Below are 16,970 nucleotides of genomic sequence, written 5' to 3'. Positions count from 1 at the left end.
GGGTGCCTCGCAATCTCAGTAGCGGATCGGTCAGGGTCGGATCGGGTAGGTCGCAGCGTAGCCCGCCGACCGGTTAACCGCGGCGGAGCAGTTCTGAAACCTCGAAGGCCAGATCGAGGGATTGGCGACCGTTCAGGCGTGGGTCGCAGATCGTCTCGTAGCGCAGGTGGAGGTCGTCGTCGCCGATCGCCTCGGCCCCGCCCATACATTCGGTGACGTCATCGCTGGTGAGTTCCACGTGGACGCCGCCCGCCCAGGTGCCCACCGCACGGTGAACCTCGAAGAACCCCCGGATCTCGGCGAGGATCGCGTCGAAATGTCGGGTCTTGCGGCCGCCGTTGGAGGTGAAGGTGTTGCCGTGCATCGGGTCGCACGCCCACACCACCGGGACCCCGCTGTCACGGACCGCTTCGAGGATGGGGGGTAGAACTTCCGCGATCTTGTCGGCCCCCATGCGGGTGATGAGGGTCAGGCGACCGGGGAAGCGGTCGGGGTTGAGCGCTGAAGCCAACGCGACGGCGTCCTGCGGCGAGGTTGTCGGCCCGATCTTGCAGCCGACCGGATTCTTGATGCCGCGGAAGAACTCGACGTGGGCGTCGTCGAGGCCGCGGGTGCGTTCGCCGATCCAGACCATGTGGGCGGAACAGTCGTAGTACTCGCCGGTGAGGCTGTCTTCGCGGGTGAGCGCCTCTTCGTAGCCCAACACGAGCGCCTCATGGCTGGTGTAGAAGTCGACGTCGTGGAGTTGCACGAGGTCGCTCGAGTCGAGCCCGCACGCCTTCATGAACCGCAGCGCCCGGTCGATGTCGGCCGCGATCGCTTCGTAGCGCGCCCCCTCGGGGCTGGAGGCAACGAACTCCTGGTTCCAGGCGTGAACCCGGGCGAGGTCGGCAAAGCCGCCTTTGGTGAATGCCCGCAGCAGGTTCAAGGTGGCGGCGGAGCGATGGTAGGCCTCGATGAGGCGGTTGGGATCGGGAATGCGTGCGGCCGCGGTCGGTTCCGCCGCATTGACGATGTGGCCCCGAAACGACGGCAACTCGACCCCGTCGACGAGTTCGACCGGTGACGAGCGCGGCTTGGCGAACTGCCCGGCGATGCGGCCGACCTTCACCACCGGAACACCGGCCGAATAGGTCAACACCACCGCCATCTGGAGGATTAACTTGAGCCGCTCGCGAATCGACACGGCGTTGAACGCATCGAAGGATTCGGCACAGTCGCCGGCCTGGAGGAGGAACGCCTCGCCGTTGGCGACCCGACCCAGGTCGGTCAGCAGCGATCGGCTTTCGCCGGCAAACACCAGTGGGGGATAGGTCCCGAGCGTCTCGAGCACCGAATCGGCCTGGCCCTGATCGGGCCAGACTGGTTGTTGATCGGCATGGTGGGAACGCCAACTCGATGGGGTCCAGGTTTCGGCCATAGACCAACAGTCTCGCGTCCGGCGCGGCCCTCACCCAATCGAGTTTCCGCCTGCCGCTACCGGCGGGGTGCGGGTGCTACGCGGCGTCGGTGGTGGCGAGGGCGGACTCGCGCACCGTGTTGACCGCACGCTTGACGAGTCGACGAGCGGCCTCCGCCGTCACCCCGATCTCGTCGCCGACCTCGCGGTAGGAGCGACGCTGGCCGTCGATGAGGCCGAAACGCTGCTCGACGGCGAGCCGCGACCGCTCGTCGAGGTGCGACAGAATCCGGTCGATGAACTCGGCGTCCACCTGGAGGAGGTAGGCGTCCTCGGGGTTGGGTGTTGCGTCGGCCAGCAGATCGACGAGTTCGTGGGAGTCGTCGGGTCCGACCTTCTGGTCGAGGCTGGTGGGGGTCGACAGGCGATGGAGGGTCACGTGTTCGAGACTGAGCTCATCGACGTCGCCCGACACCTGACGAAGTGCGGCGCGCAGCCCGGCCGAACGGTCGCCTGGCAGGCGGATCAGGCTGGCCTTCTGGTCGAGGGCCCGGCCGATCGACTGGCGAATCCAGAACGTGGCATAGGTGGAGAACTTGAACCCCTTGCGCCAGTCGAACTTGTCGACGGCATGCTCCAGGCCGAGGTTGCCCTCCTGGACGAGGTCGAGCAGTTCCATGCTCGGCGGCAGCGGGTAGCGTCGCGCCACGCTCACGACGAGGCGAAGGTTCGCCCGAATGAAGCGGTCCTTTGCTGCGGCCGCCGCGGCGATCTTGCGGTTGATCTCCGCACTGCGTTCGCCGGCCTCCTTGCGGGCACGGGCGTCCGCTCCGGCCTCGATGGCCTTCGAGAGCTCGATCTCCTCCGCCGCCGTGAGGAGGGGAACCGTGCCGATTTGGTTCAGATAGATACCGACGGAATCGCTCATGTCGTCACCTCGTGCTTCCACGCACGTGTTGCGACCGGAAATTTTCCGATCGCAGGGGTGGAAACTCGCTGTTTCACCCCTACGCTGAATGTCGAAGCGACGAATCGCCTCAGGTACCTATCGGCAATGTGGCCCAGAGGTTGAGGCGTTCGACGAACAGCTGTGGTGAATTTCTCGTCGACTCCTCCTGAGGAGCGCTTTGGCGCGCTGGCGGTGTGGCCGGGTCGATCGCTCTACGATCGTGCGGTGACCACCCAGCGAGTCGCCGTGTTCGGCGGGACATTCGATCCTCCGCACCTCGGCCACCTGATCGTCGCCACGGAGGTTGGCTTCCGCGGCGGATTCGATGAGGTGATCCTGATGGTGGCCAATGACCCTTGGCAGAAGTCGCCCCAACGTTCGGTGACCCCGGCGGCGGACCGGCTCGACCTCGTCGCTGCGGCGATCGCCGAGGACACCGATCGCTATTGCGGGTTGCGGGCCGGCCACGAGGAGGTTCGGCGCGGGGGAGCGACCTACACGATCGACACCGTCGAGGCGATGCGCAGGGCTCGCCCCGAGGTTGAGGTGTCGTTGGTGCTCGGCGCCGATGCGGCATCGCGGCTCGAGTCATGGCATCGCGTCGATGACCTTCGAGGACTCGTCGAGTTGACCGTCGTCGGCCGACCCGGCGCGCCGACCCCGGTGCTGGATCCTCGATGGCGTTGCACGGTGGTCGATGTTCCGCAGATCGAAATCTCGAGTACCGAGATCCGCCGTCGGGTCGCCGAGGGCATTCCCTACGCGCATCTCATCCCGGGGGCGGTCGTCCAACTGATCCGCTCCCGTGGCCTCTATGGTTTGGGTATGAGCGGTACGCAGTCATGACCGACGCTGTCTCCGTCGCGCCGCGGCCCGCTCCGCGCCGTCGCCGCGTGCTGAGTTCGGTGTTTCTTGTCATCACGCTGTTGGCGGTCGGCGGATTCGCCGGGCTGGCGTGGTACGGCGTGGATGCGGCTCGCAATGTGATCGGTGGCACCTCGGCGGAGGTCATCACCGACCCTCAGGCGCCGGGGTTTCTCGCCGTGGTGAACGAGACCCGGGTCAGCCTGGTCGTGCTCATCGGAGCCGACGGACAGCTCGACTCGACCCTGTTGTTTCCCGAACCCACCGACGATGGTTCGGCATCGGTGGTGTGGACCCTCGGCGACCTCCTGGTGGCCGGAGACGATGGCGAGGAACGCACGCTCGCTCAGATTCATGCGAATGACCCGGCCGAAGGGGACGGCGGCACCGACGGCACCGGCGGCACCGCGGCGGTGGCGGAGGCGATGGAATCGGTGCTCGGCTTCCGCATCAGCGACGTCACCGAGGCGACCGTCGAGGACATCGAGTCGATCGCCGCCATCCTCGCGCCGGTGACGGTGCGAAACCCGAGCAGCGTGAGCGTGAGCGACGGCTCGGAGACCACCGTGCGCTACCGAAGCGGTGAGCTCGAGTTGTCGGCGAGCGAGGTGGCGGACTTCGTGACGGTTCGCGGCGCGGGCGAGGCCCCGGAGGATCGTGGGCTGCGGGTGAAGGCGACGCTCGAAGCGTTGGGTGCGGCGCTGTCCGATCTCGGCCTCGAAGACACCGGCGAGGACCCGCGGGATCTGGGAGCGTTCCTGATCCGCTGGTCGATGGCCGACCATTCGTTCGTGTCGCTGCCGGTCGACCCGGTCGCGTTCGAAGGCTCCTATCTCTACCGTCCGAACGGGCTCGCCATCATCGACGAGTTGTCGGGGCTGGTGCCGTTCCCGGCGAGCGCGTTTGCGGGACAACGCCCGCGGGCGCGGATCCTCAACGGCACCACCGACACCGATGCCGCTTCGCGGGTGGCGTCGCAGGTTGCTGCGCTCGGCGCGGAGATCGCCACGGTCGGCAACGCCGCAGCGTTCGATGCCGACGCCACAACCGTCCTATATTCAGACGAGGCGTTTGCGCCGGTGGCCGAACGGATCGCCGAGTTTCTCGGTGCCGAGGCCACTCGCGTGGAGGAGGTCTCCGACGCCACGGACATCGACATTGAACTCGGTGCCGATCTCGCATTGTGAGTGTGTGAACCCATGACCCTTGAAGATCCAACCGCAGATCCGATCCGATCGATGGCGGTCGCGGCGGCCCGGGCGGCTGACAACAAGGTTGCGAGCGACATCGTGGTTCTCGAGGTCGGACCGATCGTGTCGATCTATGAGTATCTCGTGATCGCGTCGGCCACCAACCCTCGACAGGTCGCCGCGGTCGCCCAGGAGATCGAGGACGTGTTGGCCCTCGAATTCGATCGGCGTCCGAATTCGGTGGAGGGACGCGATACCGGCCGGTGGATTCTCGCCGACTACGGCGACATCGTCGTTCACGTGTTCCATACCGACGAGCGCGATTTCTACCGCCTCGAGCGCCTCTTCGGTGATGCGGCCAGGGTCGACTGGCAACCGGCACCGATCGGGCTCGGCGACCCCGCGTAGCCGACGCTGAGGCGAGGTTGAGCGCGGCGGTGCAGATCGACGGCTACCTGGTTGGCGAGGTGCTCGGCCGTGGCGGCTCGGCGACGGTGTATGACGCGGCCCGGGTTGGCGACGGGCGCCGGGTGGCGTTGAAGGTGCTCGACCACCGGGTGCGCCGGGGCGAACGCGAACTGGCGGCGCTGGTCGCGATCGGTGAGGTGCCGGGGGTCATCGAGGTGCTCGAAGTGGTCGAGACCGCGCAGGGCGCGACCTGTCTGGTCCTCGAGCGGATGCACGAATCGGCAGCGGCGCGGCTGCAGCGCGAGGGCCCGTTCTCGGTGGTGGAGGTCGTGCGAATCGGCCGGGTGGTCGGCGCCGCGCTCGAGGGGATGCACCGCCTCGGTGTGGCCCATCGCGACGTGAAACCCGGCAACGTCTTGTTGGGCGAGGGAATGGGGTCGGATCTTGAGGTGCGGCTCGCCGACTTCGATATTGCGCTGTTGATCGATGTGGAGGCGTCGACCGAGACCGTCGGGTCGCTCACGCCGCCGCATGCGGCACCCGAACGGTTCACCGGTTCGGATTCCGGCAGTCCCGCCGCCGACATCTGGTCGCTCGGTTCGACGTTGTTCACGCTGTTGCACGGTGAGCCGCCGTTCGGCGGGGCGCGGGACGACGGTGGGGTTGCCGGGTTGGCACACCGGGTGATGAGCGAGCCGTCTGCGGCGTTGATGCGCAGCGACGTTCCCGCCGGCCTCGTGGCCGTCATCGACCGGTGCCTGGCGAAGGACCCGCTCGATCGGTGGGCGAGCGCCGGGGACGTGGTGACCGCGCTCGATGGGCTCGATGGAGTCGATGGTGGCCGTGATGGGCCGGTTGAACCGGAGTCGTCGGTCCTAGTTGACGGCTCGACCACGACGACGGCGATGACCTGGGCGATCTGGGCCGCAGGAGTTGCCGTCGGGCTGTTCGTGCTTTGGTTGGCGCTTCGCTGAGGGCCGGTGGGGAGCGGTGAGCTAACCGGTGCTTGCGGCGAGTCGCTCGGCGTAGAAGTTTGCCAGGTCGCGCAGCGCGGTGGCACCGTCGCCGTGCCACGCGGGGCCGTGCATCAGCGCGAGGGTGTTGGGTTCGAGTTCCGCCAGCGCGGCGATGGTCGGCGCCGTGTTCGGGGTCAATGCGGTGGATCCGAACGCATCCTCGGCCGCCGCTGCGGGCCCGATCAGGTCGCCGTGGTCGATCGCCTCCGTGTCGCCATGTTGGGTGAACAGGTCTCCGCACAGGAGCGTTCCGGTCGTTTCTTCGAACATGACGCCGGCGTCCCAACCGTGGGGGACATGCGGCGTCGGCAGGAATCGCACGCGTTTGCCACCGAGGTCGATCACCTCGTCGTCGCCGAGGAGCCGCGGCGGCCGGTCTGCGAGGTCGTTGACCGACAGGACCGCCGCGAGGAACCCGACGGCGACCGTTGCCTGTGGCGAGGCGGCCAGCCACTCGTTCATGGCCCCGCTCTCGTCGGATTCCAGGTGACCCCAACTCACCCAGCGCAGCGAGTCGACGGGCTTCACTCGGGCGAACGCTTTGGACACGAGCGGAAACAGCGCTCGTTGCCCGGTGTGGAACAACAACGGCTCCTCGGCATCGATGAGGTACTGGTTGAATCGCATCCCGGCCATCTCGACAAAGGTCGAGATCCTGAAGATGCCATCGGCGATCTCTTCGATTTGGGTTTCCAAGGTCATCGCCTCCCCGGGGAGGCCGGAACGCGACGCTCCCGATATGGCGATGCTTCCACATCCGCGTCGCGGATGCGGGGGGAAGTCCGCATGGGGGATATCCCCCATTGGCGTCGTGGCCCACCCGTGCTTCGCTGCCCGGGTTCTTCGGAGGTCAGATGTTGGAGATCACCCTCGATCGAGCCGTCCACCGGCTCCACCCAGGCGATGTGCGCACGTTCGGTCGTGGCGGCGCGGGCGTCGACTACGTCATCGGCGACGACGACCGGCTCCATCGCAGAGCGGGCACGATCACCGTGAGCGAGTCGGGCTGGGATCTGCGCAACGACGGCCGGTGGCTCTTGTTGCGTATCGTCAGCGCCGAGCGGTTCGGCCTCGACGTGCTTGAGCCGGGCAATTCCTTGCACGTGCCTTGGAAGCGCGCTCGTGTTGAAGTAGTGGTGGGAGCTTCCACCGTGGGGTTCTCGGCCGAGTTCCGCGGTCAAAATCCGGAGAATGATCCGCGCCCCCCGTCGTTCGTGGGCGACGGAGACCCGGGAACGGTGACACCGACGTCCATCGAGCGAACCTCGGGAGCGTTCCGGGCGCTCGTGGCGCTCTGTGAGCCTCGGCTGCGCCAGCCCGGCACGCTCGAGGTCGCCACCGACCTCGAGATCGCCCGGCGGCTCAACGCTCAGGGAGACGAGCAGCGGCGCATCACCGGAAAGACCGTCGAACGGCGCCTCGACTATTGCCGTGGTCGCCTCGATCTCAAGTTGCGCGGACCGGGGGGATCCTCGATCGGTTCGGAACAACGCAATGCCCGTCGCCATCTCGCCGAGGTTGCCTTGATGACCGGAACGGTCACGGTCGATGACCTCGAGGTGTTGGACGCCACGCCGGACTCGTTCCGGTAGCCGGTGACGGAGCACAACGTGGTGGTGGCGACTCAACGCCGCGCCGCCGTCGTCGAGTTGAGCGTCTCGCAACGCGGGTCGACCGGCGATGCCGCGATCGTGAACCTGGGCGCCTTCCGTGTCGAGATCGATGCGTCGGCGACGGTGCTCGACTGGTGCCGGGCGGTCGAACGTCTCGATCTCGTCGCCGCCGTCTCGTCGGATGGCCATCCGATCCGCTGGCAGGGTGCGGTCGTCGGTACCGGATCGGCCTCCGAGACGCTGGTGCCGGAGTCGCGGCTCTGGAACCTTGCGCTCGCCCATGGCGACCCGGTGCAACTGCTGTGGAGCGACGCTGCCGAGGAGGAATTGCGGCCTGTCGAGGCTGAGGCCGACCGGAGATCAGCGTCTCCGAGCCACTGGTTCCTCGGCCACCCGTCCAGAGGCGACCTCCGGTGCCCGGACACGCTCGGCCGCGGGACCTACCGGATCGGCCGCGATCGAACCTGCAACGAGATCGTTCTCAGCGACCCGACGGTGTCTCGCCGTCACGCGACCCTGGTGATCGACGACGACGTGTCGATTCGTGACGACCGCTCGACCCACGGGACCTACGTCGGGGTCGGTGTGGGTGATCGGGTGGATGCATCGACACAGACTCGGGTCGACCCCGGCTCATCGTTGCGTCTCGGCGAGGTCGAGGTCACGGTGGTGCCGGTTTTCGGCGATGGGCGAGCGCCGTCGCCGGGCACCGCCGGCGGAACCGCGGCCGAACCCGATGGCCGGTTCGGTGCGCCGGTGGTGATCAATCGGCCTCCGAGGATGCTCGAACCGCTGGCCGAGGTCGCGATCGCGGCTCCGCCCCCACCCACCCCGGTCCCACAGCCGCGCCTCGCGTGGGTCTCGGCGTTGACCCCGCTGGTCGTCGGCCTGGTGATGATCCTGGTGATGCGGGCCGTGTCGGGCGGCGGAACCTATCTGGTGATGTCGGGAGTCTTCTTCTTGATGAGCCCGCTGATGCTGTTCGGCGGGTGGGTGGAGTCTCGACGGTCGGCCCGCCGCGAGCGCCGTGAGCGCATGGAACGATTCGAGCGATCCTTCGAGGCGGCCACGCAAGCGGCCGACGACGCACTCGTCCGCGAAGCGGCGCTGCTCGAGCAGCGGTTCCCGTCGACGGCGGCGCTCGAGGTCCGGGCGGTGCGTCGCACGAGCGAGTTGTGGGATGGCGCCGCCGACGACGCAGCGGCGCCGTGCCGGATCGGAACCGGAACCGTGCCGACCCTGCTGAACGTGGAGTTGCCGGCCGACCTACGCTTCGCCGAGACGGCCGAGGAACTGCGCGGACGCTACGGGTCGTTTCGCCGACGCTACGAGTATCACCTCGACGCCCCGGTGACGGTGGAGATGCAGCGATGTCGGGCCGTCGCCGTGGTGGGCGACGACGCAACGACGACGGCGTTGGCCACGTCGATGGTGTTGCAGAGCGCCACCCGGTTGCCGCCGAGCCGACTGTCGACGGCGGTACTGACCACGCAGCCACGGGCGACGAGATGGCGATGGCTCACGTGGCTGCGCTCGAACGCGCCGTCGACCTGGTGGGCCGGTTCGATCCTGGCGGTGGCGGACGAACGCGAGGCGCTGCTCGCCGAACTCGAGGAACTCGCCGCCGCCGGTGTCCCGGGGGCCACCGATGAGGTCGAGCGGCTGGTCGTCGTCGATGCCGACGCCCTCGGCGCGTCGGATCTTGCACGACTGCTGCGGGTGGCGGCCAGCGGGGTGTGTCGGATCGTGTGGATCGGGGAGCGGCGCGGCGACGCACCGGGCGCAAGCGAGGTCGTCGTAGTCTGCGAGGCGGCCGACAGCGAGGCGGCCGACAGCGAGGCGGCCTTCGGGGTCGTCAACGTGGTCGAAGGCGCCCAACAGATCGCGGTGCGGCTCGACACGGTGAGCCCGCGCCGGGCAGCGCGCTGGGCGCGGGCGCTGGCCCCGCTCGTCGAGGCACTCCCGGCAGCGACCTCTGCGGGTGCGTTGCCGCGCGCCGTGGGGCTCGATGAGGTGTTCGACACGGCGGTCTTCGGATCCACCGACGCCGTCGCTGAGCGATGGCGCACCTGCGGCGGTCGCCTCCGCACCCCGATCGGTCGGCGGGGAGAGGAGGTGGTGTGGTTCGACCTCGAACGCGACGGGCCCCACGGGTTGATCGCAGGAACGACCGGTTCGGGAAAGAGCCAGCTGCTGCAGTCGATCGTCGTCGGTCTCGCGGCGAGCGTGTCGCCTGAGGACCTGTCGATGTTGTTCATCGACTTCAAGGGTGGTGCCGCGTTCGCCGACTGCACGGCGTTGCCGCACTGCGTCGGGATGGTGACCGACCTGGATGGCCACCTCGCCGATCGGGTGCTGCGCTCGCTGGCCGCGGAGATCCGCCGCCGCGAACGACTGCTGGCGGCTCATGGAGCATCTGACCTGGCAGGCTACCGACAGCGCCCGGGGATCGACGCCTTGGCGCGGTTGGTGATCGTCATCGATGAATTCGCGTCGATCGCGGCGGAGATCGACGGGTTCGTCGACGCCATGGTCGACATCGGGCGTCGAGGTCGATCGCTCGGGATCCACCTGCTGTTGGCGACACAACGTCCCGCCGGGGTGGTCACCGAGCACCTGCGAGCGAACGTGAATCTTCGGATTGCGCTTCGCATGGCCGATCCCCACGAGAGTGAGAACGTGATCGGGATTGCGGCTGCGGCGACGATCCCGCGGTCGACCCCCGGACGGGCGGTCATGCGGGCCGGGCAAGGGGCAGTGGTGTTGTTCCAGGCGGCGTCGGTCGCCCTCGTCGACAGCGCCTGCGGTGATCGGCTTGACCCCGTCGAGTTGGCTCCGGCCGCCTCGGTGGGGCCGCACGGCGCAGCGTTGGCGGTGCACTCGACGGGGCCAGATGCGTTGGTGTCGGCGGTCGACACCGTTCGTTCAGCCGCCATTCGAGGGGGGTTCGACGCGCCGAGGCGTCCGTGGCTCGAGCCCGTCGAACCGACTTTGACGCTCGAATCCCTGCTGGGCGCACACGACGTCGCGGATGCGGAGGACTCGGTCGATGGGCGACCGGATGTCGACGTATCGGCAGCGCCCGCAGTTCGGCTGGGGATCGCCGACGAGCCCGACCATCAGCGACAGCGGGTTGCGACGTTCGCCCTCGACGGCACGTCGTTGGGAGCGTTCGGGGCGGACATGGGCTCCCTCGGTGCCCTGGTGGAGGCACTGGTGCTCAGCGCGGGCCATGGGGACGCGAACGGGGCGGTGCGGTTCGATGTCGTCGACGGAGGGGCGGCGTTGGGGCGGGTCGAACATCTCGCGAACGTCGGGTCGGTCATCGATGCCACCGACACCGAACGCATCGAACGGCTCCTGGGCGAGCTTCTGGCGCGCCGCGGTGGCACGGATCGATCGGGGTCGGCCGCACACCGGGTGATCGTCGTGCATCACCTCGGGGCGGTGCTCGCGTCGATGGGGCGCCACGGCCAACGGTTCGTTCAGTCGCTCGACGCGTTGATGGTGGATGGGCGGGCCGCTGGGGTCACGGTGGTGCTGACCTGCGATCGGCGCCGCTCGATGCCCTACGAATTGTTCGGCGCGCTCGGGGCGAGGTTCGTGTTCGCGATGGCTGACGACGCCGAGTACGCGCTGGTGAGTCCCGGGGCCGGCGTCGTTCACCGGGCTGCAGGACCGCTCGGCTGGTTCGAAGGGGCAACCGTTCAGGTGCCGCGCCGGTGCGGCGACGCGCAGTTTCTCGAGCTGGTCGACCGCCACGGACTTCGCGGCGACGCGCATCCGGCGGTTGGCCGGCTCGCCCAACACTGCGCGCTGTCGGATCTGGAGGTCGACCCGATGGCAGCGCCGTGGTCGTGGCCGATCGGGATCGCTGACGCGACGTTGAAGGCCGCAACCGTGGACCTGCAGGCGACAAACCTGTTGGTGGCCGGCCCGGTGCGTTCGGGCAAGACCACCGCCCTCGCCACGATCGTGCACAGCGCCAAGCACGCGGGTTGCCACACGGCGTCGGACCCCGTGAGGGTCATCGTCGTCGCCGGACGTGGGGAACCCGACGGGGCCCTCCGAGCCCAGGATCTCGACGTCGTCGTGGCTGGCGACGACATCGAGGCGATCGCCGCGCTCGGCCCGACGTTGATCGACACGACCGACGCGGTGGTCGTGGTGGTCGACGACGCACACGAACTGTGCGACGCCGCGGCCCGAGCCCTCGATGGGATCGTCGGTGATCTGCGCCGGTCGTCGGTGCGCTTCGTCGTCGCCTGCGATTCGGTCGCGGCCCGCAGCGCGTTCGCTCCGTTGGTCACCAGAATCCGTCGGGAGCGTCACTGCGTGCTGGTTCGCCCCGAGAGCGAGCTCGATGGCGACGTCGCCGGGGTGCGACTCGGTCGGTTCGGTCGCTACGCCGTGCCGGGTCGAGCGGAGCTGGTGCGCGACGGCGAGGCGAGTCTCGTGCAGATCGCGATGCCCTGGTAGCCGCCGCGGTACGGACCTAGCCGCGGCGCGCAGGGGGGACGTCCCCCATAGGCAGGCCGCACGCCGGTTCCTACGGTTCTCACAGCGCCGACCGACGGGGTCGGCCAGAGACAAGGAGCCCACCATGGCCATCATCGGCGCAGACGTCGAGCAACTCGAACAGCTTTCCAACACCCTGACCCGCAAGGCCGACGACGTCGCCGCGATCGCCGGCGAGCTGCGCGGTCTCGTCGACGGCGTGACGTGGATCGGCACCGACGCCGAGCGGTTCAAGAGCAACTGGGCGGCGGTGACCACGGCACTGAACGCGGTGCAGGAGTCGTTGGCGAACAACGCCACGGTGCTTAAGTCGAATGCCGATCAGCAGCGCACCACCTCCGCGAGCTGACCCACGGGCCCCGTCCCGGGTTCTGTAGGGGTTTCGGTGGCTATGGCCACCGAAACTCAGAACCCCGACCAGTGGCTAAAAAGCACGAAACCCCCGAGATTTCGGGGGTTTCGGTGTGTGGAGCTGATCGGGATCGAACCGACTACCTCTTCCATGCCATGGAAGCGCTCTCCCAATTGAGCTACAGCCCCGCGAGGCGCTGGACAATATATCAAGACCGTGGCCGGGGTTGCGAAACGATACCCGGACGTTTCGCGGCGGGTCGCTCCTCGAAACTACGCTGGCCAACATGTCGAATTCGCACGAGTCCGCCGCGGAGACGGCCTATCGCCCCACCGAGATCGAACCCCGTTGGCAGCAGTTCTGGCGAGATGACCGAACCTATGAGGTCGACAACGACGACCCGCGGCCGCACTACTACGTGTTGTGCATGTATCCGTACCCGTCGGGCGCGGCGCATATGGGCCACGTCCGCAACTACACCTTCGGCGACCTCATCAATCGGTACCGCACGATGCAGGGCTATGCCGTGTTGTCGCCGATGGGATTCGACTCCTTCGGACTGCCGGCCGAGAACGCGGCCATCAAGAGCGGGATCCACCCGCGCACCTTCACCGACAACAACATCGAGGAGCTGCGCAGCTCGCTGTTGCGGATCGGTGGCGGCTACGACTGGCGCCGCGAGGTCAAGAGCCACGACCCCGACTACATCCGCTGGACCCAGACCATCTTCTTGAAGATGTACGAAGCCGGCCTCGTCTACCGCAAGATGGCCCCGGTGAACTGGGATCCGGTCGACCAGACCGTGCTGGCCAACGAGCAGGTGTTGCCCGACGGCACCGCTGAGCGTTCGGGAGCGGTGGTCGAACGCCGCGACCTTGAACAGTGGTTCTTCAAGATCACCGACTACGCACAGCAATTGCTCGACGACCTCGATCAGGTCGACTGGCCACAGCGCGTCATCACCCAGCAGCGCAACTGGATCGGTCGTTCCGAAGGGGCCGAGTTCGACCTGCAGGTGGTCGATGCGGATGGCAATGACACCGGTGCTCAGTTCCGGGTGTTCACGACCCGACCCGACACCAGCTTCGGGATGACGTTCTGTGTGCTGGCGCCCGAACACCCACTCGTGGAGACCATCGTCACCGACGACCGGCGCGACGAGGTCGAGGCGTTCCGCGCCCAGGTGAAGCTGACGAGCGAGATCGACCGTCTCTCCACCGAACGCGACCTGTCCAAGCGGGGGTGCTTCACCGGAGCGTTCGCGAAGAACCCGTTCAACGGCAACGCGGTGCCGGTTTATCTCGCCGATTACGTGCTCGGCACCTACGGCACGGGCGCCATCATGGCGGTTCCCGGCGGCGACCAGCGCGACCACGACTTCGCCAAGGCCTACGGACTCGACATCATCGCGACCGTTCAGCCGCCCGCCGATTTCGAGGGTGAGGCCTACGCGGGTGACGGGGAGGTCATCAACTCGGAGTGGCTGAACGGGCTCAGCGTCGACGAAGCAAAGGCCAAGGCGATCGAGTTCCTGCGCTCCGAGGGAATCGGCGACGCCAAGGTCACCTTCCGGTTGCGCGACTGGCTGTTGAGCCGCCAGCGGTTCTGGGGGTGCCCCATCCCGATGGTCTACTGCGACGATTGCGGCCTGCAGCCCGTGCCTGCGCAGCAGTTGCCGGTGTTGGCCCCCGACGACGTGGAGTTCCGACCGAACGGCCAGTCTCCGCTGACCTTCCACGAAGGCTTCCTGAACACGAGCTGTCCGAGTTGTGGGGGGCCGGCCCGACGCGAGACCGACACGATGGACACCTTCGTCGACTCGTCGTGGTACTACCTACGTTTCGCCGACTTCCAGAACGACGCCGCGCCGATGAGCCCCGAGGTGATCGCCAAGTGGTTGCCGGTCGATCAGTACATCGGGGGCGCCGAACACGCGGTGCTGCACCTCATGTATGCGCGCTTTTTCACCAAGGCGCTGTCGGACCTGGGCCTGGTGCCGGCGGACCTGCGCGAGCCGTTCAAACGCCTGTTCACCCAGGGAATGATCCGCCTCGCCGGATCCAAGATGTCGAAGTCCAAGGGCAACCTCGTCGCCCCCGAGGAGATCATCGACAACCAGGGGGCCGACGCGCTGCGCCTCGCACAACTCGGACTCAAGCCGCCACAGGACGACGTCGACTGGGAGGACGTCTCGATCGACGGTGCGCTGCGTTTCCTGGGTCGCGTGTGGCGACTCTCCGTGCCCGGAAACGACGTGATCGGCGAGGTTCGCTCGGGAGAACCGACCGCAGCGGACCAGGCGATCGAACGCGCCCGCAACGTGGTCATCAGCGAGGTCACCTCGGATTTCGACCGTTGGAGCTACAACACCGCGGTGGCGAAGTTCATGGCCTTCACCAACGACCTGTACCGCTACGTGCAGTCCGAAACGGGTGCCAACGGTGAGGTGCTGCAACGCTCGATCGACACGCTGCTGTTGCTCATGGCTCCGGCCACCCCGCACGTCACCGCGGAGCTGTGGAAGCGGCGCGTCGAGGCCGGGATCAGCAGCGGCAACGTTCACATCCACCGGGAGTCCTGGCCCACCTTCGAAGAGTCGAAGCTGGTGGCGGATACCGTGACGATGGTCGTGCAGATCAACGGCAAGGTGCGCGAGCGCCTCGAGGTCGCCCCCGATATCACCGAGGCTGATGCCGTCGCTGCGGCGCTTGGTACCGCCAAGGTCGCCGAACTCGTCGGTGGGGCGGAGCCCCGCAAGGTCATCGCCCGACCGCCGAAGTTGGTCAACATCGTGCTGTGAGCGCACTACCGTGGGTCGCCGGAGCCGACCCGCCGGGGTGAGTTGTGAGGTCGGCCGCAACGGCCAGATGCAACAACACCGCGGAGGTACCCGTGTTCGTGACCGAGGCGCCCGAATCGACGACGCCGTTTCGGAGCGATGTTCCGTTCGACCCGAAAATCCTTACCGTCGCCGAGCGACTTGAGGTCGCTGCGACCAAGGGGAAGAACATCACCGTCATCGACGGCGACACCCACGTGACGACATCGTGGGCCGAGTTGCACGAGACCGCCAAGGAGTTTGCGGCCGCACTGCAGGCCCGCGGCGTGAGCGAGGGAACCCACGTCGCCATCATGGGGCCGACGACCCGCGACCTCCTCGTCACCATCCAGGCGGTGTGGCTGGCGGGGGGAGTGTTGGTGATGTTGCCGTTGCCGATGCGCATGGCGAGCGTCGAGGGGTTCATCGCTCAGACCCGTGCCCGCATCGAGTTCGCGAAGGTGTCGTTGGTGGTGCTCGACCCCCAACTGGCGGCCTTCCTCGAACCGCAGGAGGGCGACCCGGCCTTCGTCGGCTACGACGATCTGCGGGCCGCGCCGACCGGGTTGAGCGCCGCCGACTGGAAGCCCCCGACACCCGACCCCGATGCCCTCGCACTGTTGCAGTTCACCAGCGGATCGACCTCGGAGCCGAAGGGGGTGATGATCACCCACCGGCAGCTGTGCGCCAACATGGACGCTGCGGCCGAACGGGCGCGGTTCACCCTCGACGACATCGTGGTGTCCTGGTTGCCGCTCTACCACGACATGGGTCTGATCGGGCTGTGCACGATCCCGATGACCACGGGCACCGAACTCGTCCATGCCGCCCCCCAGGATTTCTTGTCCAAGCCGGCGCGGTGGCTGCGGTGGATGCACGACTTTCGCGGCACGATCACCGCCGGGCCGAACTTCGCGTACGCGCTCGCCACCCGGTCGCTCAAACGCGCCGAGGGCCTCGACCTGTCGCGCATCCGCTTTCTGCTGTCCGGAGCCGAGCCGATCGACGCCCCGACCTATCGCGGGTTTCTCGACGCGGCCGCGGTGTTCGGCCTCGATCCGAACGCGGCCTTTCCCGCCTTCGGGATGGCGGAGGTGTGCATCGCCGCAACGTTTCCGCACCCGTTCACGGGCCTGCGCACCGATGTCGTGGAGGCGGACGCGCTCGAAACCGACCGTCGGGCGGTGCCGGCGGTGCTCGGCGGCGAGGTGGCGACCCGCGAGCTCGCTCGTCTCGGCACCCCGGTGCGCGGCATGCGCATGCGCATCGTCGATGTCGACACCGGTGAGGAACTCGACGAGCGCCGGGTCGGCGAGCTGCAACTCGCGGGCACCTCGCTGACCCCGGGGTACTACGAAAATCCCGAGGCGACCGCGGAACTCTTCGACGGCGACTGGCTGCACACGGGCGATCTCGCCTACGTCGCCGACGGCGAACTGGTCGTCTGCGGTCGGATCAAGGACGTCATCATCGTCGGCGGCCGCAACATCTACCCCCAAGACATCGAGGCCGCCGTGGGCGGGGTCGAGGGCATACGGACCGGCAACGCGATCGCCTTCGGGGTCGACGACTCGAACTCGTCACAGCACATCGTCGTGGTTGCCGAGGCTCGCACCGACGATACTGTCGGCCTGGCCAAGGCCGTTTCGCGAGCGGTGGTCGCCGAGGTCGGGGTGCCGCCACGGGAGGTCGTACTGGTCAAGCCAGGCACGATCGCCAAGACCTCCTCGGGCAAGCTTCAGCGTTCGCAGTGCCGACACGAGTATCGAGACGGCACGCTCGAACGCCTCGGGTAGTCGCACAAAGCGCCGCGTGGCCGGGCCGAACCGGTACAGTGCCCGAC

Annotated in this window: 12 protein-coding genes and 1 tRNA gene; 9 read left to right on the top strand and 4 right to left on the bottom strand. The window is 67.7% G+C overall.

The window, feature by feature from the left end:
- Positions 1–73 precede the first annotated feature (73 nt).
- The gene (locus M9952_09395; GenBank protein MCO5313129.1) at positions 74–1,420 is read right to left on the bottom strand and encodes a 3-deoxy-7-phosphoheptulonate synthase class II; all 1,347 of its coding nucleotides are present in this window, start codon (positions 1,418–1,420) and stop codon (positions 74–76) included.
- 76 nt (positions 1,421–1,496) lie between these two features.
- Positions 1,497–2,327, bottom strand: a complete 831-nt coding sequence (locus M9952_09390; protein MCO5313128.1) for a sigma-70 family RNA polymerase sigma factor — start codon at positions 2,325–2,327, stop codon at positions 1,497–1,499.
- A gap of 246 nt (positions 2,328–2,573) precedes the next feature.
- On the opposite strand from M9952_09390, the gene nadD reads away from it, so the two are divergent.
- From nadD to M9952_09370, 4 genes are read left to right on the top strand one after another with little or no spacing between them, the layout of a single operon-like run.
- Positions 2,574–3,194, top strand: coding sequence for a nicotinate-nucleotide adenylyltransferase (nadD, locus tag M9952_09385; protein ID MCO5313127.1), 621 nt, complete (start codon positions 2,574–2,576; stop codon positions 3,192–3,194).
- Positions 3,191–4,399: a LytR C-terminal domain-containing protein gene (locus M9952_09380; GenBank protein MCO5313126.1), complete on the top strand. Its 1,209-nt coding sequence runs from the start codon at positions 3,191–3,193 to the stop codon at positions 4,397–4,399. Before nadD ends, M9952_09380 begins: the two co-directional genes overlap by 4 nt.
- A gap of 12 nt (positions 4,400–4,411) precedes the next feature.
- Entirely contained in the window at positions 4,412–4,810 is a 399-nt protein-coding gene (gene rsfS / locus M9952_09375; GenBank protein MCO5313125.1) for a ribosome silencing factor, read from the top strand.
- A 17-nt stretch (positions 4,811–4,827) separates the two neighbouring features.
- Positions 4,828–5,784, top strand: a complete 957-nt coding sequence (locus M9952_09370) for a serine/threonine protein kinase (protein ID MCO5313124.1) — start codon at positions 4,828–4,830, stop codon at positions 5,782–5,784.
- A gap of 21 nt (positions 5,785–5,805) precedes the next feature.
- Here the strand turns inward: M9952_09370 and M9952_09365 are convergent, their stop codons facing one another.
- Complete coding sequence (locus M9952_09365) at positions 5,806–6,528, bottom strand: MBL fold metallo-hydrolase (protein ID MCO5313123.1); 723 nt, start codon at positions 6,526–6,528, stop codon at positions 5,806–5,808.
- Between the two features lie 152 nt (positions 6,529–6,680).
- Between M9952_09365 and M9952_09360 the strand changes: the two genes are divergently transcribed.
- The 3 genes from M9952_09360 (at position 6,681) to M9952_09350 (ending at position 12,306) form a co-directional block, all read left to right on the top strand.
- Positions 6,681–7,418, top strand: a complete 738-nt coding sequence (locus M9952_09360; GenBank protein MCO5313122.1) for a hypothetical protein — start codon at positions 6,681–6,683, stop codon at positions 7,416–7,418.
- Positions 7,419–7,421: 3 nt separating this feature from the next.
- Positions 7,422–11,918 carry an FtsK/SpoIIIE domain-containing protein gene (locus M9952_09355; GenBank protein ID MCO5313121.1) on the top strand — a complete coding sequence of 1,499 codons (4,497 nt, stop codon included), beginning with the start codon at positions 7,422–7,424 and terminating at the stop codon, positions 11,916–11,918.
- A gap of 124 nt (positions 11,919–12,042) precedes the next feature.
- On the top strand, positions 12,043–12,306 hold the full coding sequence (locus M9952_09350) for a WXG100 family type VII secretion target (protein MCO5313120.1): 264 nt from the start codon (positions 12,043–12,045) through the stop codon (positions 12,304–12,306).
- 118 nt (positions 12,307–12,424) lie between these two features.
- On the opposite strand, the gene M9952_09345 is transcribed toward M9952_09350, so the two are convergent.
- A tRNA-Ala gene (locus M9952_09345) sits at positions 12,425–12,497 on the bottom strand.
- Between the two features lie 98 nt (positions 12,498–12,595).
- On the opposite strand from M9952_09345, the gene leuS reads away from it, so the two are divergent.
- Together leuS and M9952_09335 are read left to right on the top strand one after the other, a co-directional pair.
- Positions 12,596–15,109: a leucine--tRNA ligase gene (leuS, locus tag M9952_09340; GenBank protein MCO5313119.1), complete on the top strand. Its 2,514-nt coding sequence runs from the start codon at positions 12,596–12,598 to the stop codon at positions 15,107–15,109.
- A gap of 92 nt (positions 15,110–15,201) precedes the next feature.
- Positions 15,202–16,923, top strand: coding sequence for a fatty acyl-AMP ligase (locus M9952_09335; GenBank protein MCO5313118.1), 1,722 nt, complete (start codon positions 15,202–15,204; stop codon positions 16,921–16,923).
- The last annotated feature ends 47 nt before the right edge of the window (positions 16,924–16,970 follow it).

It is taken from the genome of Microthrixaceae bacterium, from assembly GCA_023957975.1.
Taxonomy (GTDB): Bacteria; Actinomycetota; Acidimicrobiia; order Acidimicrobiales; family Microtrichaceae; genus JAMLGM01.
The sequence above is the reverse complement of the archived record's forward strand: the minus strand, read 5'-3'. Positions and strand labels throughout refer to the sequence as shown.

What these genes read in the sequence shown, in the direction of transcription:
- rsfS (MCO5313125.1), top strand. Translation starts at nt 4,412, where the DNA reads ATGACCCTTGAAGATCCAACCGCAGATCCGATCCGATCGATGGCGGTC.
- M9952_09395 (MCO5313129.1), bottom strand. Translation starts at nt 1,420, where the DNA reads ATGGCCGAAACCTGGACCCCATCGAGTTGGCGTTCCCACCATGCCGAT.
- M9952_09350 (MCO5313120.1), top strand. Translation starts at nt 12,043, where the DNA reads ATGGCCATCATCGGCGCAGACGTCGAGCAACTCGAACAGCTTTCCAAC.
- M9952_09380 (MCO5313126.1), top strand. Translation starts at nt 3,191, where the DNA reads ATGACCGACGCTGTCTCCGTCGCGCCGCGGCCCGCTCCGCGCCGTCGC.
- M9952_09365 (MCO5313123.1), bottom strand. Translation starts at nt 6,528, where the DNA reads ATGACCTTGGAAACCCAAATCGAAGAGATCGCCGATGGCATCTTCAGG.
- leuS (MCO5313119.1), top strand. Translation starts at nt 12,596, where the DNA reads ATGTCGAATTCGCACGAGTCCGCCGCGGAGACGGCCTATCGCCCCACC.
- M9952_09360 (MCO5313122.1), top strand. Translation starts at nt 6,681, where the DNA reads ATGTTGGAGATCACCCTCGATCGAGCCGTCCACCGGCTCCACCCAGGC.
- M9952_09390 (MCO5313128.1), bottom strand. Translation starts at nt 2,327, where the DNA reads ATGAGCGATTCCGTCGGTATCTATCTGAACCAAATCGGCACGGTTCCC.